This is a genomic window from Bradyrhizobium sp. CCBAU 53340, from assembly GCF_015291645.1.
In the GTDB taxonomy this organism is placed as follows: Bacteria; Pseudomonadota; Alphaproteobacteria; order Rhizobiales; family Xanthobacteraceae; genus Bradyrhizobium.
On the sequence record NZ_CP030055.1, the window covers coordinates 1,614,023 to 1,638,018 of the forward strand.

Sequence of the window (23,996 nt, forward strand, 5' to 3'; positions counted from 1 at the left end):
GGCGTGATCCTTACGCCAGGCAGCGGAATAGCAGCGCCGGATCGCGGTCGGGATCGATACGCAACCTGATCCCGCCCCATTCGATGCGGGACTGTTCGCCTGTCACGAGATTTTCGAGCGAGGTGACGTGGCGGCGTTCGCCGCCGACGTCGATGGTGAGGTCGCCGAGCGACAACCAGAATTCTCGCACGTGGCGCGAGAGGGCGATGGCCGCGACAATGATGTTGGCTGGTTCGGTTGTCTCCTTCACGAAAGCGATCGTCTCGCCGTCCTCGATGGCGAGAAAGCGACGCAAATTTGTCGTTTGCTGGAGTGCGGCGTTGTCGTTGCGGATGCGATTGAGCGCGGCAATGTAGGTCTTGATGTTGCCGGGCTTTTCCCAATCGCGCTGCCTGATCTGGTACTTCTCGGAATCCAGATATTCTTCGCGGCCGGGGATGGCCTCGTGCTCGAGCAGCTCAAAGCCGCTATAGAGGCCGTAATTCCCTGATAGCATCGCGGCCAGCGCGACGCGCGATTTGAACATCCAGGCTTCGCCGCCCTGGAGATGATAGGGTAGCAGATCAAGCGTGTTGACGAACAGGTTCGCCCGATAGAAGTCCCGCTCCGGATAGCGCGAGAGCTCGCCGAGATATTGCTCCAGCTCCCACTTCAAGGTGCGCCAGGGGAAATAGCTGAAGGATTGTGCGAAGCCGAGCTTGGCGAGGCCCTTCATCAGCTTCGGTCGTGCAAAGGTCTTGGAGAACAGGATCACCTCGGGATGCCGCTGCCTGATGTCGCGGATCAGCCACTCCCAGAACGGAAGCGGTGCGGTGTCGTGATTGTCGATCGCAAAGATGGTGACACCGTGGTCGATCCAGAACAGCATGGCATCTCGGAAGGCGTTCCACAGCCCGATCCGGTCGACCGAGGCGAAATCGGGGATGACGATATCCGAATAGGGGCCGTCCGCCGTCCGCACCGAACGATCCGGACGCCATTTGAACCATTCAGGATGCTGCGCCAGCCAGGGATGATCCGGCGAGCATTGCACGGCGAAATCGAGCGCGATCTCGAGGTCGTATTCGAGGCAGGTCGCGACCAGCGCGCGGAAATCCTCGATGGTGCCGAGCTCGGGATGCAGCGCATCGTGGCCGCCCTCGGCCGAGCCGATCGCATAGGGCGAGCCGGGCTCGCCTTCGGTCGCGACCGCCGTGTTGTTGCGGCCCTTCCGGCGGGTGCGGCCGATCGGGTGGATCGGCGTGAAATACAGGACATCAAAGCCCATTGCGGCGATATCGGGTACACGCGCGATGCAGTCGCGGAGCGTGCCGTGCTGGCCGGCAACCGCGCTCTGGCTGCGCGGCATCATTTGATACCAGGCACCGAAGCGCGCTTTGTCGCGGTCGATAACAAGCGGGAAGAGCGGCGAGCGGGTCAGGTCGGGGCGCGCCTGGCTCTCGGCCATGGCCTCGCTCAGCTCAGTCGCCAGCAGCGGCGTGACATCTCCGCTGCCGAGATAGTCCTCGCATTGCCTGACGATCACGGTCGCGGCGTCCTGTCGCGCGCCATGCGCCTTGGTCAACAGGCCGGCGCCCTCGATGGCATCGAGCGTGATGTCGCCGCCGTTGAGCTGCTTGCGCTCGACGCCGTGGCGCCAGGTGGCAAATTCGTCGGTCCAGGCTTCGATGGCATAAACATATTGACCTGCTTCGGTCGGCACGAACGTGCCCGACCAGCGGTCATCGCCATGGTGGGTCATGGTCTCGCGCCGCCACTCGCGCTCCTGCTCGCCGCGCCAGATCAGCGCGGCACTGATTGTGGCATCGCCGCCGCGATAGATGTCGGCCCACACGTCGACCGGCTCGCCCGCAATGCGCTTCACGGCGAAGCGGCCGCCATCGATCGAGGGATAGACGTCTTCGATCAGGAAAGCGCTGCCTGAAGCGGCACTCTCGACAGTTTGAATTGTCTTGTTCACGGTGATGCCATTGACAAGAAAGCAGGGGCCCGTTTCCCTTGTCGGGAACCTACGCTTGGTACCACTATAGAAAGCCGCTTGTGTGTCATTGGTTCCCTTGGGAACGGCAGGTGCGGTTTGTGAGTTAAGTGCGACTAACCTCTTCCGCGACCACGTTAAAATCGATGCCACCGGCCGACTGATGGCCTGCAAGCTGCGTGCCGAATGGACCTTTTAGCTCAAGCCCGGATCAAGGGCGTTCAATCCGAATTCGTCGATGCCCTCGGAAAGCTGCGGGTCACCGCGCCCGAGGCGCTCAAATCCATCCTCGATGCCCTGCCGGAAAAGCGGGTCTATCGCTTCGTCAGCGGGCCGGTCGTGGTGCGCGCGCTCGGCAATCCCCGCACGGAGCTCGCTTCCATTGGCGCCGCACCGCTGCACTGGAAGATCATCGGCAGGGGCCAATTCGGCGGCAAACCCGACGTGATTGCGCAAGGCAATACGCGCGAGCCTGTGATCGCCTGGCCCGCCGGCTTGCCGCTCGGCTACCACCGGCTGACATTGACCGATGCCGGAGGTGCAAGCGAAGAGGTGCCGATGATCGTGGCGCCCGAACGGGCCTTCGGCGGCGATTTCGACCGCGGCTGGCTGCTGGCCGTGCAGCTCTACAGCGTCCGCTCGGACCGCAATTGGGGGATCGGGGATTTCACCGATCTGGCCGGTCTGGTCCGGCTCGCAAAACAGCTGGGCGCTGACGGTGTCGGGCTCAATCCGCTGCACGTCCTGTTCGATGACCAGCCGGGCGATTGCAGTCCTTATTCGCCCAACAGCCGGCTGTTTCTCAATCCGCTCTATATTGACGTCGAGGCCATCCCGGAATATTCGGCCGACCTCGTCCCGGACGCGGCCGCGACCGCCGCGCGGCTGCGCGAAGGGGATCGTGTCCCGTATGTCGACATGGCGGCGCTGAAATGGCTCGGCCTGCGCGCCGCCTTTGACAGTTTCGTAAAAAGCGCGAGCGGCGTCCGCCGCAACCAGTTTGATGCATTTCGCGCAGAGCAGGGGCCATTATTGTCCCGCTTCGCCTGCTTCGAGGTGCTGCGCCATCGGTTCGCCGCGCCGTGGTGGGAATGGCCAGCGGCGTGGCGGCAACCGGACGATGCCAAATGTGCCCAATTGCACAACGGTCCCGACAAGCGCGAGATCGAGTTCGTCGAATTCGCGCAATGGACCGCTGACGCGCAATTGCACGCGGCCAAGGAGCTGTCTGCCCAGCTCGGCATGCGCGTCGGCCTCTATCTCGACGTCGCCGTCGGCGTGCAGTCCAACGGCTTCGATGCCTGGAACGAGCAGACGGCGATCTCCCGCCACCTCGCGGTCGGCGCGCCGCCCGATGTCCTCAACACGGTCGGGCAGGATTGGGGCCTCGCCGGCTTCAACGCGGGCGGCCTGGAAGCGCAATCCTTCGTGCCGTTCGCCGACATGCTGGCGGCCTCGATGCGCCATGCCGGCGCTATCAGGCTCGATCACGTGCTGGGCCTGAAGCGGCTTTATCTGGTGCCGCGCGGCTTCAAGCCCGACAACGGCGCCTATGTGCAGATGCCGCTCGAAGCACTGCTCGCTGCGGTCGTCCGCGAGAGCGTCACCCACAAATGCATCGTGATCGGCGAAGACCTCGGCACCGTACCGGAAGGTTTTCGCGAGACCATGCAGGATTTCGGCATCTGGTCCTACCTCGTCATGATGTTCGAGCGCGACGATGCCGGCCATTTCCGCAATGTCGATCATTACCGCCCGAACGCGCTGGTCACGCTGAATACGCACGACCTCTGCACCTATGCGGGCTGGCGCTCGTTCAGCGATCTCAGGATGAAGCGTTCGCTCGGGCTCGATCCCGGCGAGGACGACCAGGCGCGCTGGAATGCGCTCGGCGGGCTCGACGCGATCTTGCGCCAGAACGGCATTAACGCCAACGATCTCTATTCGGTGCTCAATTTCCTGTCGCGTACGCCGTCGCGGCTGCTCGCGGTGTCGATGGAGGACCTGCTTGGCGTGATCGACCAGCCCAACATTCCCGGCACGATCGACGAGCATCCGAACTGGCGCCAGCGCCTGCCTGTGGCGCTCGACAAGATCGCCGCAAAGGTCGATCTGGCGGCCCTGAAGGCCGCGACGCGGGAACGTTCGTTGCACGGCGGGAGTTGATACACCGGGATTTTCAAGGCTCGGAAGGCATTGTCGGAGAAAATCGAGGACTATGCGCTGATCGGCGACTGCGAGACGGTGGCGCTGGTCGGGCGCAACGGCTCGATCGACTGGCTGTGCTGGCCGGCCTTCGATTCCGATGCCTGTTTTGCCGCCCTCCTCGGGACCAACAGGAACGGCCGCTGGCTGATCGCGCCGAGTGAGGACGCTACTGCGATCTCGCGCCGTTATCTCGGCGATACCCTGATCCTCGAAACGCGCTTCGAGACGGAAGGCGGCACTGTCGCGCTAGTCGATTTCATGCCGCCGCGCGGTAAGGCCTCCGACGTCGTGCGGCTGGTGCGTGGCCTCTCGGGCACCGTGAAGATGCGGATGGAGCTCGTGATCCGTTTCGGCTTCGGGGTCGACATTCCCTGGGTGCGGCGGATTGATCATTCGCTGCTGGCGGTCGCCGGGCAAGACATGACGGTGCTGCGCACCCCGGTCGAGACGCGCGGCGAGGATCTAACGACGGTTTCCGACTTCGAGGTTCACGCCGGCGAGACCGTGCCGTTCGTGCTGACCTATGGTCCTTCGCATCTCGATCCGCCCCAGGCGATCGACCCCGACCTCGCGCTTCAGGAGACCGAAAAATTCTGGAAGGAATGGTCCAGCCGTTCCACGCATGACGGCGAATATCGCGATCTCATCATGCGCTCGCTGATCACGCTGAAGGCGCTGACGTTCGGTCCCACCGGCGGCATCGTCGCCGCACCGACCACGTCGTTGCCGGAAAAGCTCGGCGGCGCCAGAAATTGGGATTACCGCTTCTGCTGGCTGCGCGATGCCACCTTCACGCTGCTGGCGCTGATGAACTCGGGCTATACCGAAGAAGCTTCGGCCTGGCACAATTGGCTCTTGCGCGCCGCGGCCGGCTCGCCCGCCAACATGCAGATCATGTACGGCATCTGGGGCCAGCGGCGGCTGCTGGAATGGGAAGCGGGCTGGCTCGACGGCTATGAGGGCGCCCGGCCGGTGCGCGTCGGCAACGCCGCGCATGCGCAGCTTCAGCTCGACGTCTACGGCGAATTGATCGACGCCTTCCACCAGTCGCGCATGGCCAAACTGAAGCTCGACGACGAGGCGACCTGGGCGCTGGAATGCGCAGTGCTCAAGCATCTCGCCGAGGTCTGGGACCAGCCCGATCACGGCATCTGGGAGCGGCGTGGCCAGCCCCGGCACTACGTCTTCTCCAAGGTCATGACCTGGGTCGCCTTCGACCGGGCGATCAAGAGTGCCGAGACCTTCGGCTTCAAGGCGCCGCTGTTGCACTGGCGCACGCTGCGCGAAGCGATTCATCGCGACGTCTGCTACAGGGGCTTTGATGCCGAGGAGGGCGCCTTCGTCGAGTCCTACGGCTCGAAGCTGCTCGATGCCAGCGTGCTGCTGCTGCCGGGGGTCGGCTTTTTGCCCGCGGACGATCCGCGCGTCCGCGGCACAATTGCCGCCGTCGAGAAGCATATAATGCGCGACGGCTTCGTGCTGCGGCACGATCCGCGCGAGGTCTCCGGGGAGAGGCAGCCCATCGAGGGCGCGTTTCTGGCTTGCACCTTGTGGCTCGCCGACGCCTACGTGCTGTCGGGCAATCTCGACCAGGCGCAGGTCTTGTTCGACCGCGTGGTCGGCGTCGCTAACGATGTCGGGCTGCTGGCCGAGGAATATGATTCAGGCGCCCGGCGCCAGACCGGAAACTTCCCGCAGGCGCTGACCCACATCGCCCTGATCAACACCGCGCATAATCTTTCAGCGGCGAGGCAGAAGAGCGAGAAGCCGGCGATGCAGCGCTCGAAGTAACGATGCTGGTCGCTAGATCCCCAGCCATTCCAGGCCGCCGGGGAGTTCGCTGACTGCAAAATCCACCTGTAACACGCGGCGATGCATCGGGTTGGTGGCAGCGTTCGATGCATGGAGAATGGGCGTGGCATAGAGCCAGATGTCGCCGAGGGCGGCCAGGCACACGACCGTGCCGCAACGCCGGACGACGTCCCGCAGCCCGTCTTCCGGAATCCGCCCAAGCTTATGGGATCCGGGTGCGATTAATAGCGGTGCGTTGCCGGCAGGGACCGGATCGATATGAATCCGCAGGGTCACCATGCCCGACAGCAGGGCAAAGGGCGGCTCGACATGCTGCATGCCGTCCTTGACGCTCCAGGTCTCGAAGCCTTCAACGGCGACACGTTCTTTCACAGCGATGGTTCGATCCTGATGCCAGCCCAGCGCCCAGTTCGTTGCCGTCGTCTTGTCGAAGAGGATGGCCCGGACCGGTCGGCAACCGTCGCCGAGCACCGACGCGGCGCAGCTTCCGATACCTCCGCTCGCGGCAAGAAAGGGCGCGAGACCCTCGATGCCTCTCAGCCTCAGCCCCGCGTGATCGGGTGGCAGATGGGACAGGATCGAATTGAGGTGGTGCAATTGATCGGAGGTCAGCGCTTGCCGGAATAGCTGCGCGCCGTCGCTTAGGAAAGTCAGCTGTTCAAGTTCCAAGGTCGCGTACCCGATGGTCGATCGCTCAACCCGCCCCATTCCGCGTCAGGATCATCTCCATCGCCTCGGCAAAACCGTCCTGCTCGTTGGTCGCGGTGACGTGGGTGGCCTGGTCCTTGACGTTGTCGGTGGCGTTGCCCATGGCGATCGAGGTGCCGCTCACGCGGAACATCGCGAGGTCGTTCTGCATGTCGCCGATGGTGGCGACCGCGTCCAGGGAAATGCCGAGGCGCCTGGCCATGGCCTGCACGAAGGTGCCCTTGTTGAAGCCGGGCGGGGTGATGTCGAGATAATAGGTCTGCGAGCGGACCGCGGTGGCCTCATTGCCGAGCGCCTGCTGCATCGCCTTCTCGCATCGCTCGAGCCCGGCAGCATCGGCGCTGGCACCGACGATCTTGCAGGCGCTGGCAAGGTAGGGCGAAAAATCCGTCACAAAGGTCGGGTCGGAACGGATCGTGTGCTGCTCATGCGCGACATATTTGCCGCTGGGGTTATCGATCAGCCATTTGTCGGTGGTGAAGAGCCAGATGTCGGCGTCGAATTCCCGGAGGATCTGCAGGCTTCGCTCCGCCGCACCTTTCGGGATCAGATGCTGCTCGACCGGATTCATCTCGGGATCGACGATCGAGGAGCCGTTGAACGGGCCGACCGGCAGCCAGAGCGCCAGCGGTTCGATCAGGAAACGCATGCCGATCGCGGGGCGGCTGGAGGTGATGGTGAAGCCGATGCCGCCCTGGTGCAGCCGCTGCACCGCGCGCCTCGCACGGTCCGTCAGCGTCTTGTCCTTGGTGAGCAACGTGCCGTCGACGTCGGAAACGACCAGTGAGATTTTCGTCATGGCAGGACCCTGATGGCAGTACCTTGGGGTTAAACGGCCTTGCTCTTGCCGCCGTCGATCTTCAGCTGCCGCACGATGCCATCCACGATCGCCTCGACCGATTCGTCGATCGAGGCCGTGATGACGTGCTCGCTCGCCTCGGGCGGCTCCAGCGTGTTGAACTGGCTGGTCAGGAGGCCCGGCGGCATGAAATGGCCCTTGCGGTGCGCCAGCCGGTCGGCGATCAGCTCCTGCGTGCCCTTGAGGAAGATGAAACGGACGTCGTCGCGTCCGCGCAGCAGCACGTCGCGATAGGTGTGCTTGAGCGCCGAGCAGGCGATGATGATCTGCTCGCCCTTGTTGCAGACCCGCGAGATCTCGTCGGCGATGGCGTTGAGCCAGGGCCAGCGGTCCTCGTCGGTGAGCGGATGGCCGGCCCTCATCTTCTCGACATTGCTTGCGGGGTGAAAGCTGTCGCCATCCTCGAATCGCCAGCCAAGGCGTTCCCCAAGTGCTGCTGCAATCGTGCTCTTGCCCGAGCCCGAGACGCCCATCACGATCAACGCACAAGGTGCTTTAACGCGGCCCACGAATTCCCTCCGGAAGCGCGGCCCTGTCGACCAGCCAGACGGTCTCACCATTCGAGCGCGCGCGTAACGCAGGCAGAGTCTCGCCATTGAACAGGCGCGTCAAGATCGGCTGCTTGTCATGCCCTGATATCTCGAACAGCATCTCGCGGCACGAGGCCAGCGTGGGAAGCGTCAGCGAGACGCGCGGCACGAAGGGCGCCACATTGGCCTTGGGCACGCCGACGACCCAGCGCGCGGTTTCCTCGATCTCGGGATAGCCGGGAAACAGCGAGGCGGTGTGGCCGTCCGGGCCGGCGCCCATCAGGACGAGATCGAACAGCGGCCGCGCGGGATCGAGGCTGTCAGACCCGTAGAAGGCCCGCAGCTCGCGCGCATAGGCCTCGGCGCCCTGGTCCGGCGTTTTGGCCGTGGTCGGGATCGGATGGATATGGCCTGGTGGCGCGTTGCGGTCGAGAAAGATCGCCCGTGCGACCGCCATGTTGTTGAGGGGATCGCTGTCGGGAACGAAACGTTCGTCACCGATGAACCAGTGCACGCGATCCCAGGGAATCTTCCCGCGCCAGGCCTCGCTGCCGAGCAGCTGATAGAGCTTCTTCGGGCTCGACCCGCCGGTGAGGCAGATCGCGATGCGGCCGGGATTGGCTGAAATGCGCGCCATCACCCGCTCGGCTGCGGCTTGCGCCAGCGCCTCGGCGTCTGCGACGACGATCAGCTTCGGCTCTGCGGCCGCCGCCATCACGAAAACTTCCGCCAGCTGCGGCCGTCGCGCCGCAGCAGCTCATCGGCGCAGGCCGGGCCGTCGCTGCCGGCTCCATAGGTCTCGATGCCGTCGCTGCCTGCGGTCTTCCAGGCGTCGAGGAAGGGCTGCACCGCCGCCCAGCCGGCTTCGATGCCGTCGGCGCGCTGGAACAGGATGTTGTCGCCGATCATGCAGTCGTAGATCAGCGTTTCGTAGCCGGTGGAAGGATCGGCGCGGAAATAGTCGCCATACCTGAACTTCATCTCGACGCCGTCGATCGTGATGCTCGGTCCCGGGATCTTGGCGTTGAACTGAAGCTCGATGGTCTCGGTCGGCGCGATGCCGATGGTCAGGAAGTTTTGCGACAGCCGATCGACCGTCGTGCCCGAGAACATCGACAGCGGCGCCTGCTTGAACTTGATCGCCACTTCCGTGCGCTTGTGGCCTAGCGCCTTGCCGGTGCGCAAATAGAACGGCACGCCGGCCCAGCGCCAATTGTCGATCATCAATTTCAGCGCGACGAAGGTCTCGGTGGTGCTGCCGGGCTTGACGTCCTCGGTCTTGCGGTAGTCGGGGATCTCGTCGTCGCCGACGCGGCCGGCGAGATATTGTGCGCGCACCGAGTTTCGCAGCGCTTCCTCGTGGTTCGGCTGCTGGATCGAGGTGAGTACCTCGGCCTTCTCGGAGCGCACCGAATGGGCGTCGAAGCGCGCCGGCGGCTCCATCGCAACCAGTGACATCAGCTGGAACAGATGGTTCGGCACCATGTCGCGCAGCGCGCCGGTGGCGTCATAGAAGCCGCCGCGATGGCCGACGCCGAGCTTTTCCTCGACCGTGATCTGGATGTGGTCGATATGGTTGCGATTCCAGATCGGCTCGAACATGCCATTGGCGAAGCGCAGCACCAGGATGTTCTGCACCGTCTCCTTGCCGAGATAATGATCGATCCGGTAGATCTGGTGCTCGTCCATGATCTTGAGCAGCTCGGCATTCAGCGCCTTGGCCGAGGCAAGGTCGGTGCCGAACGGCTTTTCGATCACCAGCCGCCGCCAGGCACCGTTCTCCCTCATCATGCCGGTGCGGCCGAGCTCGCGCGCGGTCGGTGCGAACGCGGCGGGCGGGGTTGCCAGATAGAACAGGCGGTTGCCGCCGGTGTCCTGCGCGCATTCCAGCGAATCCAGATGCTCGCGCAAGCGGTCGAAGGAGGGCGGGTCCTTTGCGTCGGCTTCGACGAAGGTCACGCATTCCAGCAGCCGCGTCGCGATGTCGTCGTCCACCGGCCGCGTCGCGAATTGCTTGAGGCCCTTCAACAGGCTGTCGCGCAGTTCGTCGTCCGACTGGCCCCTGCGGGCCACGCCGACGACGCAGAATTTTTCCGGCAGCAGATGCTCGGCGGCCAGATTGTACAGCGAGGGCATCACCAGGCGATGGGTGAGATCGCCGGTGACACCAAAAATGACGAAGGCGCAGTTTTCCGGCTTGCGTTTTTCTTGCGGGTCTTTTGTCACGAGCGATCGGCCTTCGCTTTGGGAAGTTCTTATTTGGGCTTCGAAGCGTCCGGCTGCTTCGGCTCCTTGTGGCCGCCGAACCCCGCGCGCATCGCGGAGAGAATTTTTTCGGCGAAGGTGTGTTTCTTGCGGGAACGGAATCGTGTGTAGAGCGCCGCGGTCAGGACTTCGGCCGGCACGGCCTCGTCGATGGCGGCATTCACGGTCCAGCGCCCCTCGCCGGAATCCTCCACGAAACCGGAATATTCCGAAAGCTGCGGGCTGTCGGCGAGCGCGGTCGAGGTGAGGTCGAGCAGCCAGGACGGGATCACGCTGCCGCGTCGCCAGACTTCGGCGATGTCGGCAAGATCGAAATCGTAGCGATGATCGGCGGGCAGGGCGTCGATGTTGGCGTTCTTGAGGATATCGAAGCCTTCGGCATAGGCCTGCATCAGGCCGTACTCGATGCCGTTGTGGATCATCTTGACGAAATGCCCCGCGCCGACGGGACCGGCATGGATATAGCCCTGCTCGATCCGGGGATCGCGGCCCTCGCGTCCCTCGGTGCGCGGAATGTCGCCTGCGCCGGGCGCAAGGGCGGCGAAGATCGGATCGAGCCGGTCGACCACCTGCTTCTCGCCGCCGATCATCATGCAATAGCCGCGGTCGAGACCCCAGACGCCGCCTGAGGTGCCGACATCGACATAGTGGATGCCGCGCGCCTTCAGCGCCTTCCCGCGGCGGACGTCGTCCTGCCAGAAGGTGTTGCCGCCGTCGATGATGACGTCGCCGTCCTGCATCACGCCCGCGATCGTCTCGATCGTCGCTTCCGTGATGCGCCCCGCGGGCAGCATCACCCAGGCCGTGCGCGGCCGCTCCAGCTTCGAGATGAACTCTTCCAGCGTTGCCGAGCCGACTGCGCCGTCGGCGGCAAGGCCGGCGACGGCCTTGGCGTCCTTGTCATAGACCACGGTGGAATGGCCGTGGCGCATCAGCCGGCGAACGATGTTGCCGCCCATCCGGCCGAGGCCGATCATGCCGAGTTGCATGTGCGAGATCCCTTAATTCAGTGCGTCGTTCAGCGCGGCATTGAGCGCCGCGAGACCTTTCTTGAGCGGGCCTTTCAGGTGCACCCGAAGCGCGCGCCGGCCGCGCTCGGTGAGCACGTCGAAATCGCCGCGCGCTTGCGCCGCCTTGATCACGCCGAAGCTGGCCTTCTGGCCCGGCACCGGAAGATCCTTGGCGTCGTCGGCGGTGATCTGAAGGAACACGCCGCTGTCGGGCCCGCCCTTGTAGGCCTGGCCGGTCGAGTGCAGGAAGCGCGGGCCGAACTCGGCGGCAGTCGCCAGATGCCGTTTCTCGAGGACGGCGGTCCGCATCTGCTGCAGCGCTTCGATGTTGGCCTTGTCGCGCGCGATATAGCCGAGCAGGGCGAAATAGTCGCCGCGTCGCGAGCGCGTGATGTGTGCCTTCAGCCAGGAGGTGAGGTCGCCATTGGCGCCCATCGTGCGGAGCGCAGCGGCGTTGTGGTCGTCGGTGTAGAGATCGAACTCCTTGGTGCTCACGACCGGCTCTTCGGCCGGCAGCGCGCCGGTCTTCTCAAACGCCGACGTCAGCTCGCGGGTCTTGATCTTGGCTGCTTCCACGTCCGGCTGGTCGAACGGGTTGATGCCGAGGATCGCGCCCGCAACCGCGGTTGCCATCTCGAAGCGGAAGAATTCCTGGCCGAGATGGTCGATCGACTTCATCACGATGCGCACCACCGGATGGCCAGCCGCTTCGATCCCGGCGAGCGCCGAGTCATGGGCGGCATCGGTTTCGCCCTCGGTGCGGATGTCGATGAAAAAGCGGTCATTGCCGTAAGCCGCGGACTCGCCGAGCGGCTCGCCGGCGATCGGGATCAGGCCCTTGCCCTCCTTGCCGGTCGATTCCGCGATCAACTGCTCGGCCCAGGCGCCGAAATCGGCGATCTTCTTCGACGAAAGTATCGTCACCTTGTCACGGCCTTCGAGGCCGGCGAGGCCCATGGCGAGACCAAGCTGGACGCCCGGGTTCTCGGCTGGCGGCACGTCCGGTCCGCAGGAGCGGGCCATCGCCAGCGCATGGTTGAGGAAAGTCCTGACGTCGATGCCGGCCGTGGCCGCCGGCACGAGGCCGAACGGCGACAGCACGGAATAGCGGCCGCCGATCGAGGGCTCGCCATGGAAGATGCGGGCATAGTTCAGCTTCTTGGCCGCCTTCTCCAGCGAGGAGCCGGGATCGGTCACCGCGATGAAGCGGAAGCCGGTCCTGGCCTTGGGGCCGAGGGCCTGCGCGACGCGCTCGTGGAAATAGTCCTTCATCGCATTCGGCTCGGTGGTGCCGCCGGACTTGCTGGAGACGATGAACACGGTGTTGGCGATGTCGATCTTGGCTTCCATCGCCCGCACCTCTGCCGGGTCGGTAGAGTCGAGCACATGCAGCTTCGGAAAGCCCGGCTTCCGCGCAAAGGTCTCGGCCAGCACCTCTGGCCCGAGGCTCGATCCGCCCATGCCGAGCACGACGGCGTCGGAGAACTTCTGGCCCTTCACGCGGCTGGCGTAATCCTCGTAGTCGGCGACATCGGCCTTGGCGGCGCTGTCGAGCCAGCCGAGCCATTTGTCCTCATCCGTCCCGGTCCAGACCGACTTGTCGCGCTGCCAGAGCCTGCGGATCTTGGCCGATGCGCGCCACTCCTCGGTGCTCTTGGCCACGGCCTTGCCGAGCCCGTCGCCGAGCGAAAGCTGCTGGCGGTCGATCGCGGGCCCGAGCACGGTCGCGCGCTTGTGGGCGACGGCGCCATAGAGCTTGTCGGCGGCATCCGCGAACTGCTTGACGCCGTCCTTGACGAGCTCCTCGGTGATCGCATCGAGCGAGACGCCGGAGCGCTCCAGCTCCTCCAGCACGCGCCTGGCATCCTCGACATTCTCTTCCAGGCTATCGCGCAGCTTGCCATGGTCGCGGAACGCATCGAGCGTCGCCGGCGGCACGGTGTTGATGGTGTCGGGGCCGATCAGCTCCTCGACATAGAGCACGTCGCTGTAGTCCTTGTTCTTGGTGCCGGTCGAGGCCCACAGCATGCGCTGCGGCTTGGCGCCCTTGGCGGCGAGCTTCTCCCAGCGGGGACCCGAGAACAGCCGCTTGTAATCCTGGTAGGCGACCTTGGCGTTGGCGATCGCGACCTTGCCCTTCAGCGCGGCGAGCCGCTCCTTCTCGCTGGGGTCGTTGGCTCGCGCGATCTTCTCGTCGAGCTGCTTGTCGACCATGGTGTCGATGCGGCTGACGAAGAAGCTGGCCACGCTCGCGACATGGGAGGGATCGCCGCCGCCGGCGACGTACTTTTCGAGGCCGGCGAGATAGGCCTCGGCGACCTCCAGATAGACTGCCCTCGAGAACAGCAGCGTGATGTTGATGCTGATGCCGTCGCCGATCAGTGTTTCGATGGCCGGCAGGCCCTCTGGCGTCGCCGGCACCTTGACCATCAGGTTCTTGCGGCCAACGTCCTTCCAGAGCCGCCGCGCCTCGGCGACCGTGCCTGACGTGTCCATCGCAAGATAGGGCGAGACTTCGAGGCTGACATAGCCGTCGCCGCCCTTGAGTCGGTCATAGATCGGGCGGAGCACGTCGGCCGCTGCCTGGATGTCGTCGACCGCGACCGCCTCGAACAGGTCGGCCACGGTCCGGTCGCCGCGCTTCAGCGCCTTGCCGATCGGAGCGTCGTATTCGTCCGAGCTGCCGATCGCCTTCTCGAAGATCGACGGATTGGAGGTGACGCCCTTGACGCCGTCGGTGTCGATCAGCCGCTTCAGGTCGCCCTTGGCGATGAAGCCGCGGGCCAGGAAGTCCAGCCAGACAGCTTGGCCGTGCTTTTCCAGTTCTTTGACGGGATTCATGATGATTATTTATCTCCAAGCCTTCGGGCGAGGGGTTTCCGCCCCGGTCCTGACGCGCTATCCTGTAGCTAACATGCTCCCGGGAGGGAACCAATCCAGGACATAGGCGTCATACTCCTAGTGTAACTCCGTCGCGATCATGGCGATCCAGGCGGCAATTGTGGTTTTGCGTAATAAAAATTTTGGCTGACATTGTTCGGCTGGGGTCTTGTTGCGTGAGCTCGATCTGTCGCGTCACGGAGTGTCGTCAGCGGATATCGATCCGTCTGATTGTCATTGGCTCGGTCGCGAATGGCCATGCTGGGGGAAAGCATGCACGCACGTCCTGATGGCGTTACCATCGCTGCCAACCGGCAATCGATTGCGCCGGGCGTCTGTATCGACGCATCCCATGACCTCGAAATCGGTCAATGCGTCATGCGCCTGCGGCTGCTGGTCGCGGCCGGCTTTGTGATGACGCTGCTGAGCGCGAGCCTTGTTTTCAAATCAAGTCTTGCCTTCGACTGGTGGGGCGACATCGGCAGCTACGATACGACGATGGGCTATCTCGGTGTTGCGCTGTTTGGCCCCGTCACCTCCTGGCTGATCTGGATCCTGCCGGCCGAACGCGGGCCGGTCGTGATCGTCACCCCCTACGGCATCCGCGACTTGCGGATGGGCAATGAATTTCTGCCGTGGGACTCCATTGCGGATGTCTCGGCTGAGGATGTCAGGGGGCACAAGGCGGTTGTGCTGACGCCGACGCCCGCCTTGCAGCGGCAGCTCTCCTACATCCATGGCTCGGCACATGGCACGTCGAATGAACGGATTGTTATCCGTTCGGAGGGATTGGCGACCGATTTTGACACGCTGCTGAGCGCTTGCCGCGACTGTCATGCCGCAAGCCACCGGGCCGCTGTCAGCCAGGCCACCGCATTGCAGCAGGAAGATGAATACACGGCGCAATCCGTCGTCCTGCAAGCGCCATAAGTTTGCCGCCGCAGATCGTCATGTTGCAGTGCCGGAGGGAGGTGTCTCCGGTATCGCCCGGATGTGGCGAGCGAGTGACAATTTCTGGAAATGAGCGAAGATAGACCGAGATTCGCTCAAATTACAGGCAAGTGCCTGTTCGTAATTCACGGAGTGCCTACCTTGTGCGTTGCGTCGCGTCAGCACCAGGGTGTCCAATGATCGTCATGTGCTCACGCTGATTCGAGAAGCGGCCTGAGGAACGGTCTAGTAACTGCTTTCGTTTCAGCTTGTAGCGGAACTCACGCGGAGAGGGATCATGTACAACGATTCTCTATTCAACGCTTTCGCTCGGTCGTTCGAGGCGAGAAGCCAGCACGACATGTCGATGGCGGAATATCTGGAATCGTGTCGAAGCGATCCCATGAAATACGCGAACGCGGCCGAACGACTGCTAGCTGCCATCGGTGACCCCCAGACGATTGACACGGCCAAGGATACCCGCCTTGGCCGTATTTTTTTGAACCGCACCATCCGTATCTATCCGGCCTTTGCCGGCTTCTACGGCATGGAAGAGACTATCGAGCGCATCGTCGGCTTCTTCCGTCACGCGGCGCAGGGTCTCGAAGAGCGCAAGCAGATTCTCTATCTGCTCGGCCCGGTCGGCGGCGGCAAATCCTCGCTTGCCGAGCGGCTCAAGTCGCTGATGGAAGTGCAGCCGATCTACGTGCTCAAGGCCGGCGATGAACTCTCGCCGGTGTTCGAGAGCCCGCTCAGCCTGTTCGATCCTGATCATCTCGGGCCGATGCTGGAGGAGAAGTACGGCATTCCGCGCCGGCGGCTCACCGGCCTGATGAGCCCGTGGTGCTATAAGCGGCTGGAAGCCTTCGGCGGCGACATTTCTCAGTTCAGGGTCGCGAAAATCCAGCCGTCGCGGCTGCGCCAGATTGCAATCTCCAAGACGGAGCCCGGCGACGAGAACAACCAGGACATCTCCTCGCTGGTCGGCAAGGTAGATATCCGCAAGCTCGAGACCTATGCGCAGAACGATCCTGATGCCTACAGCTATTCCGGCGGTCTCAATCGCGCCAACCAGGGCATCTTGGAATTCGTCGAGATGTTCAAGGCGCCGATCAAGATGCTGCACCCGCTGCTGACTGCAACGCAGGAGGGTAATTACATCGGCACCGAGAATATCGGCGCGATCCCCTTCACCGGCGTCATTCTCGCGCACTCCAACGAAGCGGAGTGGGCGAGCTTCAAGGCCAACAAGAACAACGAAGCCTTCATCGACCGCATCTGCGTCATCAAGGTGCCCTACTGCCTGCGGGTCACCGAGGAGCAGAAGATCTACGAGAAGCTGATCCAGGGCTCCGAGCTCGCCTCCGCGCCTTGCGCGCCGTCGACGCTGGAGACGCTGGCGCGCTTCTCGGTGATGTCGCGCCTGCGCAAGCACGAGAACTCCACCCTGTTCGCCAAGATGCGGGTCTATGACGGCGAGAGCCTGAAGGAATCCGATCCGAAGGCGCGCAGCGTCCAGGAATATCGCGATGCCGCCGGGGTCGACGAGGGCATGGACGGCGTGTCCACCCGCTTCGCCTTCAAGATCCTGGCTGCGACCTTCAACCACGATCCGCAGGAAGTCGCCGCCGATGCCGTGCATCTGATGTACGCGCTGGAGCAGTCGATCCGCAGGGAGCAGCTGCCCGAGGAAGTCGAGAAGCGCTATCTCGAATTCATCAAGGCCGAGCTGGCGCCGCGCTATGCCGAGTTCATCGGCAACGAGATCCAGAAGGCGTATCTCGAATCCTACTCGGATTACGGCCAGAACCTGTTCGACCGCTACGTCGACTACGCCGATGCCTGGATCGAGGACCAGGACTTCAAGGATCCCGACACCGGCCAGCTGCTCGATCGCGAGCTTTTGAACCAGGAGCTGACGAAAATCGAGAAGCCGGCGGGCATCGCCAACCCCAAGGACTTCCGCAACGAAGTCGTCAAATTCTCGTTACGCTCCCGGGCCCAGAACGGCGGCAAGAATCCGACCTGGACCTCCTACGAGAAGATTCGCGATGTGATCGAAAAGCGGATATTCTCTCAGGTCGAGGACCTGCTTCCGGTCATCTCGTTCGGTTCGAAGAAGGACGGCGAGACGGAGAAGAAGCACGGCGAGTTCGTGGCACGCATGGTGGAGCGCGGCTACACCGAGCGTCAGGTTCGCCGACTGGTCGAATGGTACATGCGCGTGAAGCAAGCCGGTTGAGGCGGATGAGAAAGTGGCCATTCACATTATTGACAGGCGCCTGAATCCAGGCGGCAAGAGTCTTGAGAACCGCCAGCGGTTCTTGCGTCGGGCCAAATCCCTGGTGCAGGGCGCCGTCAAGAAGACCTCGCAGGAACGCGATATCAAGGACGTCCTGGAGGGTGGTGAGGTCACGATCCCGCTCGACGGCATGCACGAGCCGCGGTTCCGCCGTGAAGGCGGAACGCGCGACATGGTGCTGCCCGGCAACAAGAAGTTCATCGAGGGCGACTATCTCCAGCGCCAGGGCCAGGGCAGCGCCAAGGATTCTGGTCCCGGCGAAGGCGACAGCGAGGACGCCTTCCGCTTCGTGCTCTCCCGCGACGAGTTCGTCGATCTCTTCCTCGACGATCTCGAATTGCCTGACCTCGCCAAGCGCAAGATCGCGCAGACCGAGAGCGAAGGCATCCAGCGCGCGGGCTACACCACGTCGGGTTCGCCCGCCAATATCTCGGTCAGCCGCACCGTGAAGCTGGCGCTCGCCCGCCGCATCGCGCTCAAGCGTCCCAGCAAGGACGAGATCGACGAGCTGGAAGCCGAGATTGCTGCCTGCACCGACGAGGACGAACGCGTCGAGCTCATCGCCCGGCTCGAGAAGCTGAAGGCGAAGACCAAGCGCATTCCCTTCATCGATCCGCTCGACATCCGCTACCGCCGCTACGAGAAAGTGCCGCGGCCGGTCGCACAGGCCGTGATGTTCTGCCTGATGGACGTCTCGGGCTCGATGTCCGAGCACATGAAGGATCTGGCCAAACGCTTCTACATGCTGCTCTACGTGTTCCTGAAGCGGCGCTACAAGCATGTCGAGATCGTCTTCATCCGCCACACCGACCGTGCCGAGGAGGTCGACGAGCAGACCTTCTTCTATGGACCGGCCTCCGGCGGCACGCTGGTCTCCAGCGCGCTGCAGGCGATGCACGAGATCGTGCGCGCGCGCTTCAATCCGTCGGATTGGAATATCTACGCCGCGCAAGCCTCCGACGGCGACAATTCCTATTCCGACGGCGAGCTCACCGGCCTGCTGCTGACCGAAAAGATCCTGCCGGTCTGTCAGTTCTTCGCCTATCTCGAGGTCGGCGAGTCCGGTGGCAGTGCCTTCGATCTCTCCGATTCCTCGCTCTGGACTCTCTACGAGCGCCTGCGCAACTCTGGCGCACCGCTCTCGATGCGCAAGGTCAGCGAGCGCAGCGAGATCTTTCCGGTGTTCCACGATCTGTTCCAGCGCCGCGAAACTGCCCAGGAGAAAGCCGCTCCATGACGGAACGCTTGTTCGAAGGCGCCGATTGGGATTTCCACACCTTGCAGCGCATCACCGATGCCTGCGAGGAGGTGGCGCTGAAGGATCTCGGGCTCGACGTCTACCCGAACCAGATCGAAGTCATCACCGCCGAGCAGATGCTGGATGCTTATTCGTCGGTCGGCATGCCGCTGTTCTACAAGCACTGGTCGTTCGGCAAGCATTTCGCCTTCCACGAGGCGTCCTACCGCAAGGGCCTGATGGGCCTTGCCTATGAGATCGTGATCAACTCCTCGCCTTGCATCTCCTATCTCATGGAGGAGAACACGGCGACGATGCAGACGCTGGTGATCGCGCACGCCGCCTTCGGCCACAACCACTTCTTCAAGAACAATTATCTGTTCAAGCAGTGGACCGACGCGGAAGGGATTCTCGACTATCTGGATTTCGCCAAGAACTACGTCATGCAGTGCGAGGAGCGCTACGGCCGTATCGAGGTCGAGCGCACGCTGGACGCGGCGCATGCGCTGATGTCGCACGGCATCGACCGCTATCCCGGCAAGAAGCAGCTCGATCTGCGCGAGGAGGAGAAGCGGGCCGGGCGCCGCCGTCAGCATGAGGAGGAAGTCTTCAACGACCTCTGGCGCACCGTGCCCAAGGGCGCCTCGAAAGCTCGGACCGCGATCTCCCTCGAACGGCGCCGCAAGCTGCTCGGCCTGCCGCAGGAAAACCTGCTTTACTTCCTGGAAAAGAGCGCCCCGCGGCTGGCGCCCTGGCAGCGCGAGCTGCTGCGCATCGTCCGCCACATCGCGCAATATTTCTATCCGCAGAGCCAGACCAAGGTGATGAACGAGGGGACGGCGACCTACGTCCACTATCGCATCATGAGCAAGCTGCATCAGCAGGGCCGCATCACCGACGGCAATTTCCTCGAATTCCTGGGATCGCACACCAACGTGGTGTTCCAGCCCGAATTCGACGATCCGCGCTACTCCGGCTTCAATCCCTATGCGCTGGGCTTTGCCGTGATGCAGGACATCGAGCGCATCGTCACCAATCCGGAAGATGAAGACCGCGAGTGGTTCCCCGACATCGCCGGCAAGGGCGACGTGATGGGCGTGCTGCGCGACGTCTGGGCCAATTACCGCGACGAGAGCTTCATCGGCCAGTTCTTGAGTCCGAAGCTGATGCGCCACTTCCGCATGTTCCATCTCCACGACGATCCCGAGGAGCGTGCCGGCATCCGGGTCGACGCCATCCACGACGAGCGCGGCTTCCGCCGCGTCCGCCGCGAGCTCGCGCGGCAACATGATGTCGGCTTCATCGACGCAAATATCGAGGTGGTCGACGTCGATCTCTCCGGCGATCGCCGGCTGATCCTGCATCACCGCGTCATCAAGGGTTCGCAGCTCAACGAGACCGACGCCAAGCGGGTGCTGCAGCATCTGGCCGATCTCTGGACCTACGACGTCGCGCTGATCGAGGTCGATGCCAACGACAAGGTGCTGCGCGAATACGTCGTCAGCCCGCGTCCGATCCCGGCGGCGGTGGCCTGAGGCGGGCGTCTTCCGCTTAAAGATGGGCCCTCACTAGTGCGCCGAAAAAGGTGCGTTCCCTCCCCCACTACGGGGGAGGGAACAGAGAGGGCACCGCCGCCGGCTGAACGCGATCTTCAGCTCATCACGCCTTCTTCTTCACCGGCTTCTTCTTCGCCTTGGACGCATTCAGCTCCACCGCTGCGCGGATCAGCGCCTTCAACGCCTTCTCGTTGATCTTTTCGGCCTCGCTGATATCGATCGCGCGCCGCACATTGCCGTCGAGGCTGGAGTTGAACAGGCCGGCCGGGTCATCCAGCGCCGCGCCCTTGGCAAAGGTCAGTTTCACCACTTCCTTGTAAGTCTCGCCGGTGCAGATGATGCCGTCGTGCTCCCACACGGGAACGCCGCGCCATTTCCATTCCTCGACGACCTCGGGATCGGTCTCCTTGATCAGCGCGCGGACGCGCTTGAGCGTCTCGCCGCGCCAGTCGCCGAGCTCCTTGATCCGGCCGTCGATCAGCTTCGAGGGCGACGGACCGTCCGTTTCCTTCTTTGCGGTCACGGCCTTCTTCATAAGCGCGCCTCGCTGCTGCGGCCAAGATACGGCAGCGCGAACAGATAGAGCCCGGTCGCGAGCAGGGGGATCAGCGGCACGAAGGCCAGGAGGCCAATCCATGTCGCTTGGATCTGCATGGTCAGCGCAACGATGTTGGCGATGACGGCAAGCGTGAAAGCAATCGACAGCCAGCGATGGATCTGCCTGATCCACATGTTCGAGCTCATTCAGGTCTCCTGTGAAAATGTCGGGATTGAACGCCGGTGGCCGGGCTATTCCGCCCGCGCCAGCAGCTCGTCCAGCTTGGTGAAGAACTGCTTCCAGCCGGCATGCGCGCCGCCATAAGCCTGCTTCTGGCTGGGACGGAAGCCCGCCTGCTCGACGCGCAGATGCGTGCCTGATCCTTGCGGGGTCAGCGTGAAGGTCACCACGCTCTTGAGGTCGTAGGCCGGGTCTTCATGCGTGAAATTCCAGGTGTAGGCGAGGGTGCGCTGCGGCTCGATGGCGAGTACCTCGCAATCCAGCACGCCGCCCCATTCGCCGCGGAGATTGAAGCGGTGGCCGACATCAGGCTTGAAGTCGTTCTTCATCAGCCATTCCTCGATCAGATGCGGCTGCGTCAGCGCGCGCCACAGCCTGTCAGGCGGATAGGCAAATTCGCGCTCGATGATCACGGAGCGTGTTTCGGTCGCAGCCTCAGTCATTGGTCCATCCTCTTCAGGAGATCATCGAGCGCATCGAGCCGGTTCTGCCAGAAGCCGGCCATCTGGCTGGTCCAGTCGATCAGCGGATTGAGCGCACCGGGCTGCGCGCTGTAATGGGTCTGGCGTCCTTCATGGCGGTCGCGCACCAGGCCCGCCTGCTTCAGCGCGCCGAGATGCTTCGAGACCGCCGGCTGGGAAACGCCCGATAGCGCCGTCAGTGCCCCGACCGTCTGCTCGCCCCCGCGGCACAGCCGCTCGAAGATCGCCCGCCGCGTCGGGTCGGCGAGCGTCCTGAACAGGAGGTCGTGGGCGGCGGACATGGAAGATCCATAACTCGGAGGTTATGGATTAATTCATAACCGCAGGGTTATAGGTCTGTCAAGAGCGGCAGGGGGAAATGACGGTGGCTCGCGCAGCCCTCTTTCCCGTCATTGCGAGCGAAGCGAAGCAATCCAGAGCGTCGCAGCGGAGGGATTCTGGATTGCTTCGCTGCGCTCGCAATGACAGGGAGCGCGGCGCTCCTACGGCCGCAAATACAGATACCCCTGCGACTGCAGCTCGGCGAGGCGGACCACGCCGCCCTTCTCGGCGCTCACGAAGCCCGGCAGCAATTCCCGCAGCGTGATGTTTTGCGCCTTCATCGTGTTGCCGCAGGCGGCGAGCTCGACGCCGTCCTTGGAGAAGTCACCGACGCGCTTGCCGACGTCGGGGCTTGCCTGCGCCGAATGAAACGCCTTCAGCGCCGGCCCGTGGATCACCAGCGCGAGCGTGACATGGTCGGGGCCGCCGACGCCGTCGATGTGGTTCTGGATGTTGCCGAGCACGAAATTGACCTTGTCGGCGTCGCTGAGGTGATAGACGACCTTCAGCTTGCTCGATGGCGTGGTTTCGGTCGCAGCCTTGGCGCGCGAGGCGGCAAAGGCTGTGCCCAGGGCCGAGACGGTGCTCCACAAGATGTTCCGGCGGTTCATGGCGATCTCCTTGCGACCAAGCCCCATCTCGCAGGAGACATATCACTTGTGGCGCAGCGCGGCGAGTTCCTTGCGGTCGGTCACGAGCGCGGCGCACTCGCTGTTGTCGGCCCTGTCGAGCCTGAAAATCCCGTCGTCGCTGCCGGCGACCAGCGATCGCTCGGCCTCGTCATCGGGCTTGTTGTGCAGCCAGACCCTGACGCTATCGAGCCGCACGATGGTGGATTTGTCGTCTTTCGACAGCGCGATGCCGATGCCGCCGCCCTCGCAATCGACGCCGCAGCCAAGCCGCACTTCGTTGCCGTCCTTGGTGAACACCGTGTGGTGACAGGACCCGCTGGAGTCGAAATCGCCGCTGCGGTGGCGATAGCGGAAGCCGAGCCGGAAGGAGCTGTGCAGCTGCTTGTCCTCGCCGTCGGTCTCGGCCGAGACCAGCAGCTCCATCGAGGCGACCTTCTGCTTCGGATGCCGCGCCAGATGCTCGGCATCGTAGCGGCGGACGAAGCAGGCATAGGCCGTCTTGCCCGCATACATCCGCGCGTTGAATGTCTCGACTTCGGTCTTGCTGGCCTCGCGGGGGTCGTCGGCGTCCTCAGCGCGTGCAGCGCCCACGAAGGCCAGCAGGGCAAGCGGAAGGACAAGAGCAAGCTTCATGATCACACCGGACACGTCTGCCATTGACGGCCCGCATCAGGACGGTCGGGCCGACTGGCGATTAGTCGCAGGCCGCGCGCCGTGCGTTCAAGTGCGAATGCCTCGCACTCCCGTGGGCAGCTTCGCGCAAGGTTCCAGGCTTACCCCCTTGGAGGGAGGGGGTGTGGATGGACCCCGGGTTGCTGCAAATGGCTGGAGGCGATTGAAAAATGTCCGAAAGTCAGACCTTGCCCAATCTTGCGATCGGCTATTCCCGCGCCCGGCTGCTGATGTTGTTCGGCGGTAGCTTGTTGCTGACGCTGCTCTGCGCCGGACTCGTATTCAGCTGGCAGGAAGGCACCAGCGTCACCTCCTTCCTGGTCGCCGCCTGCTATATCGGCGCGGTGTTTTTCGGTCTCACCACCTGCAGGATGCTCTGGCGGCTGGTCACCGCCAAGCAGCCGCTGCTCTTCATCAGCCGTGTCGGTATTCGCGACACCAGGCTCGCCGGCGAGACCATCGCCTGGAGCGCCGTGCGAAAGATCTTCCCATGGGAGCAGCGCGGGCAGAAGTTCGTGGTGCTCAAGGTCGATCCCCTCATCGCCCAGCGATTCTCCAGGGGTTTTGCGACGCAGGCCCTGACGCTGCTGAACAAGGCGCTTGGCACCGACAGCGTGATCGTCAATGCCGGCGGCCTGACCATGGCCACCGAAACATTGCTCGAGACCTGCCAGCAATATTGGGGGGCCGGACGGCCCGCCCCTGTCGACGAAGCCGTGCCGGCGTCTGAAGCTCAGCCCGAGCCGGTCAGCTGAGATTTGGGTTCAGTGTTAGCCCTGTCCTCGATGCCGTAGGGTGGGCAAAGGCGCAACGCGCCGTGCCCACGATCTCTCACG

21 protein-coding genes are annotated in these 23,996 nt (G+C 63.6%); 7 read left to right on the forward strand and 14 right to left on the reverse strand.

The genetic code is table 11. The annotated features are described in order from the left end of the window. Positions 1 to 10: 10 nt before the first annotated feature. A complete protein-coding gene (locus XH89_RS07575) occupies positions 11 to 1,960 on the reverse strand; it encodes a maltotransferase domain-containing protein (RefSeq protein WP_194466472.1) in 1,950 nt (649 codons plus the stop codon). A gap of 204 nt (positions 1,961 to 2,164) precedes the next feature. Between XH89_RS07575 and malQ the strand changes: the two genes are divergently transcribed. Beyond that, positions 2,165 to 4,144, forward strand: coding sequence for a 4-alpha-glucanotransferase (gene malQ, locus XH89_RS07580; protein ID WP_194466473.1), 1,980 nt, complete (start codon positions 2,165 to 2,167; stop codon positions 4,142 to 4,144). A 30-nt stretch (positions 4,145 to 4,174) separates the two neighbouring features. Then, positions 4,175 to 5,977 (forward strand): glycoside hydrolase family 15 protein, encoded by a 1,803-nt coding sequence (locus XH89_RS07585; protein WP_194466474.1) that lies wholly within the window; start codon positions 4,175 to 4,177, stop codon positions 5,975 to 5,977. 12 nt (positions 5,978 to 5,989) lie between these two features. Here the strand turns inward: XH89_RS07585 and XH89_RS07590 are convergent, their stop codons facing one another. From XH89_RS07590 to XH89_RS07620, 7 genes are read right to left on the reverse strand one after another with little or no spacing between them, the layout of a single operon-like run. After that, the gene (locus tag XH89_RS07590) at positions 5,990 to 6,667 is read right to left on the reverse strand and encodes a phytanoyl-CoA dioxygenase family protein (protein ID WP_210345238.1); all 678 of its coding nucleotides are present in this window, start codon (positions 6,665 to 6,667) and stop codon (positions 5,990 to 5,992) included. Between the two features lie 25 nt (positions 6,668 to 6,692). Beyond that, the gene (locus tag XH89_RS07595) at positions 6,693 to 7,505 is read right to left on the reverse strand and encodes an HAD family hydrolase (protein WP_194466476.1); all 813 of its coding nucleotides are present in this window, start codon (positions 7,503 to 7,505) and stop codon (positions 6,693 to 6,695) included. A 29-nt stretch (positions 7,506 to 7,534) separates the two neighbouring features. Further along, positions 7,535 to 8,074: a gluconokinase gene (locus tag XH89_RS07600; protein ID WP_194466477.1), complete on the reverse strand. Its 540-nt coding sequence runs from the start codon at positions 8,072 to 8,074 to the stop codon at positions 7,535 to 7,537. Further along, positions 8,061 to 8,810, reverse strand: coding sequence for a 6-phosphogluconolactonase (gene pgl / locus XH89_RS07605; RefSeq protein ID WP_194466478.1), 750 nt, complete (start codon positions 8,808 to 8,810; stop codon positions 8,061 to 8,063). Before pgl ends, XH89_RS07600 begins: the two co-directional genes overlap by 14 nt. Further along, positions 8,810 to 10,321, reverse strand: coding sequence for a glucose-6-phosphate dehydrogenase (gene zwf, locus XH89_RS07610; RefSeq protein ID WP_194466479.1), 1,512 nt, complete (start codon positions 10,319 to 10,321; stop codon positions 8,810 to 8,812). Before zwf ends, pgl begins: the two co-directional genes overlap by 1 nt. Before the next feature lie 29 nt (positions 10,322 to 10,350). Continuing rightward, positions 10,351 to 11,349 (reverse strand): phosphogluconate dehydrogenase (NAD(+)-dependent, decarboxylating), encoded by a 999-nt coding sequence (gene gnd, locus XH89_RS07615; RefSeq protein ID WP_194466480.1) that lies wholly within the window; start codon positions 11,347 to 11,349, stop codon positions 10,351 to 10,353. Between the two features lie 12 nt (positions 11,350 to 11,361). Next, the gene (locus XH89_RS07620; RefSeq protein ID WP_194466481.1) at positions 11,362 to 14,211 is read right to left on the reverse strand and encodes a bifunctional transaldolase/phosoglucose isomerase; all 2,850 of its coding nucleotides are present in this window, start codon (positions 14,209 to 14,211) and stop codon (positions 11,362 to 11,364) included. A gap of 291 nt (positions 14,212 to 14,502) precedes the next feature. Between XH89_RS07620 and XH89_RS07625 the strand changes: the two genes are divergently transcribed. From XH89_RS07625 to XH89_RS07640, 4 genes are all read left to right on the forward strand, one after another. Next, positions 14,503 to 15,180 carry an STM3941 family protein gene (locus XH89_RS07625; protein ID WP_194466482.1) on the forward strand — a complete coding sequence of 226 codons (678 nt, stop codon included), beginning with the start codon at positions 14,503 to 14,505 and terminating at the stop codon, positions 15,178 to 15,180. A gap of 298 nt (positions 15,181 to 15,478) precedes the next feature. Further along, the gene (locus XH89_RS07630) at positions 15,479 to 17,422 is read left to right on the forward strand and encodes a PrkA family serine protein kinase (RefSeq protein WP_194466483.1); all 1,944 of its coding nucleotides are present in this window, start codon (positions 15,479 to 15,481) and stop codon (positions 17,420 to 17,422) included. Between the two features lie 19 nt (positions 17,423 to 17,441). Next, positions 17,442 to 18,719: a YeaH/YhbH family protein gene (locus XH89_RS07635; RefSeq protein ID WP_194468398.1), complete on the forward strand. Its 1,278-nt coding sequence runs from the start codon at positions 17,442 to 17,444 to the stop codon at positions 18,717 to 18,719. Then, a complete protein-coding gene (locus XH89_RS07640) occupies positions 18,716 to 20,254 on the forward strand; it encodes a SpoVR family protein (protein ID WP_194466484.1) in 1,539 nt (512 codons plus the stop codon). Before XH89_RS07635 ends, XH89_RS07640 begins: the two co-directional genes overlap by 4 nt. Positions 20,255 to 20,378: 124 nt before the next feature. Here the strand turns inward: XH89_RS07640 and XH89_RS07645 are convergent, their stop codons facing one another. The 6 genes from XH89_RS07645 to XH89_RS07670 form a co-directional block, all read right to left on the reverse strand. Further along, entirely contained in the window at positions 20,379 to 20,810 is a 432-nt protein-coding gene (locus XH89_RS07645; RefSeq protein ID WP_194466485.1) for a DUF1801 domain-containing protein, read from the reverse strand. After that, positions 20,807 to 21,019 carry a hypothetical protein gene (locus tag XH89_RS07650; RefSeq protein WP_194466486.1) on the reverse strand — a complete coding sequence of 71 codons (213 nt, stop codon included), beginning with the start codon at positions 21,017 to 21,019 and terminating at the stop codon, positions 20,807 to 20,809. The genes XH89_RS07645 and XH89_RS07650 overlap by 4 nt, the downstream gene beginning before the upstream one ends. A gap of 45 nt (positions 21,020 to 21,064) precedes the next feature. Continuing rightward, complete coding sequence (locus XH89_RS07655) at positions 21,065 to 21,496, reverse strand: SRPBCC domain-containing protein (protein WP_194466487.1); 432 nt, start codon at positions 21,494 to 21,496, stop codon at positions 21,065 to 21,067. After that, positions 21,493 to 21,816, reverse strand: a complete 324-nt coding sequence (locus XH89_RS07660) for a helix-turn-helix transcriptional regulator (protein ID WP_194466488.1) — start codon at positions 21,814 to 21,816, stop codon at positions 21,493 to 21,495. Before XH89_RS07660 ends, XH89_RS07655 begins: the two co-directional genes overlap by 4 nt. 201 nt (positions 21,817 to 22,017) lie before the next feature. After that, a complete protein-coding gene (locus XH89_RS07665) occupies positions 22,018 to 22,467 on the reverse strand; it encodes a DsrE family protein (protein WP_194466489.1) in 450 nt (149 codons plus the stop codon). Positions 22,468 to 22,509: 42 nt separating this feature from the next. Beyond that, positions 22,510 to 23,121: a hypothetical protein gene (locus XH89_RS07670; protein WP_194468399.1), complete on the reverse strand. Its 612-nt coding sequence runs from the start codon at positions 23,119 to 23,121 to the stop codon at positions 22,510 to 22,512. Between the two features lie 209 nt (positions 23,122 to 23,330). Here XH89_RS07670 and XH89_RS07675 point away from each other — a divergent pair, with 209 nt between their 5' ends. Beyond that, entirely contained in the window at positions 23,331 to 23,915 is a 585-nt protein-coding gene (locus XH89_RS07675) for an STM3941 family protein (protein ID WP_194466490.1), read from the forward strand. Positions 23,916 to 23,996 lie beyond the last annotated feature (81 nt).

Bases quoted from the DNA above. Each gene is read 5' to 3' on its own strand.
- malQ (WP_194466473.1), top strand. From the start codon at position 2,165: ATGGACCTTTTAGCTCAAGCCCGGATCAAGGGCGTTCAATCCGAATTC.
- XH89_RS07595 (WP_194466476.1), bottom strand. From the start codon at position 7,505: ATGACGAAAATCTCACTGGTCGTTTCCGACGTCGACGGCACGTTGCTC.
- pgl (WP_194466478.1), bottom strand. From the start codon at position 8,810: ATGGCGGCGGCCGCAGAGCCGAAGCTGATCGTCGTCGCAGACGCCGAG.
- gnd (WP_194466480.1), bottom strand. From the start codon at position 11,349: ATGCAACTCGGCATGATCGGCCTCGGCCGGATGGGCGGCAACATCGTT.
- XH89_RS07620 (WP_194466481.1), bottom strand. From the start codon at position 14,211: ATGAATCCCGTCAAAGAACTGGAAAAGCACGGCCAAGCTGTCTGGCTG.
- XH89_RS07625 (WP_194466482.1), top strand. From the start codon at position 14,503: ATGGCCATGCTGGGGGAAAGCATGCACGCACGTCCTGATGGCGTTACC.
- XH89_RS07630 (WP_194466483.1), top strand. From the start codon at position 15,479: ATGTACAACGATTCTCTATTCAACGCTTTCGCTCGGTCGTTCGAGGCG.
- XH89_RS07640 (WP_194466484.1), top strand. From the start codon at position 18,716: ATGACGGAACGCTTGTTCGAAGGCGCCGATTGGGATTTCCACACCTTG.
- XH89_RS07645 (WP_194466485.1), bottom strand. From the start codon at position 20,810: ATGAAGAAGGCCGTGACCGCAAAGAAGGAAACGGACGGTCCGTCGCCC.
- XH89_RS07650 (WP_194466486.1), bottom strand. From the start codon at position 21,019: ATGAGCTCGAACATGTGGATCAGGCAGATCCATCGCTGGCTGTCGATT.
- XH89_RS07655 (WP_194466487.1), bottom strand. From the start codon at position 21,496: ATGACTGAGGCTGCGACCGAAACACGCTCCGTGATCATCGAGCGCGAA.
- XH89_RS07660 (WP_194466488.1), bottom strand. From the start codon at position 21,816: ATGTCCGCCGCCCACGACCTCCTGTTCAGGACGCTCGCCGACCCGACG.
- XH89_RS07665 (WP_194466489.1), bottom strand. From the start codon at position 22,467: ATGAACCGCCGGAACATCTTGTGGAGCACCGTCTCGGCCCTGGGCACA.
- XH89_RS07670 (WP_194468399.1), bottom strand. From the start codon at position 23,121: ATGAAGCTTGCTCTTGTCCTTCCGCTTGCCCTGCTGGCCTTCGTGGGC.
- XH89_RS07675 (WP_194466490.1), top strand. From the start codon at position 23,331: ATGTCCGAAAGTCAGACCTTGCCCAATCTTGCGATCGGCTATTCCCGC.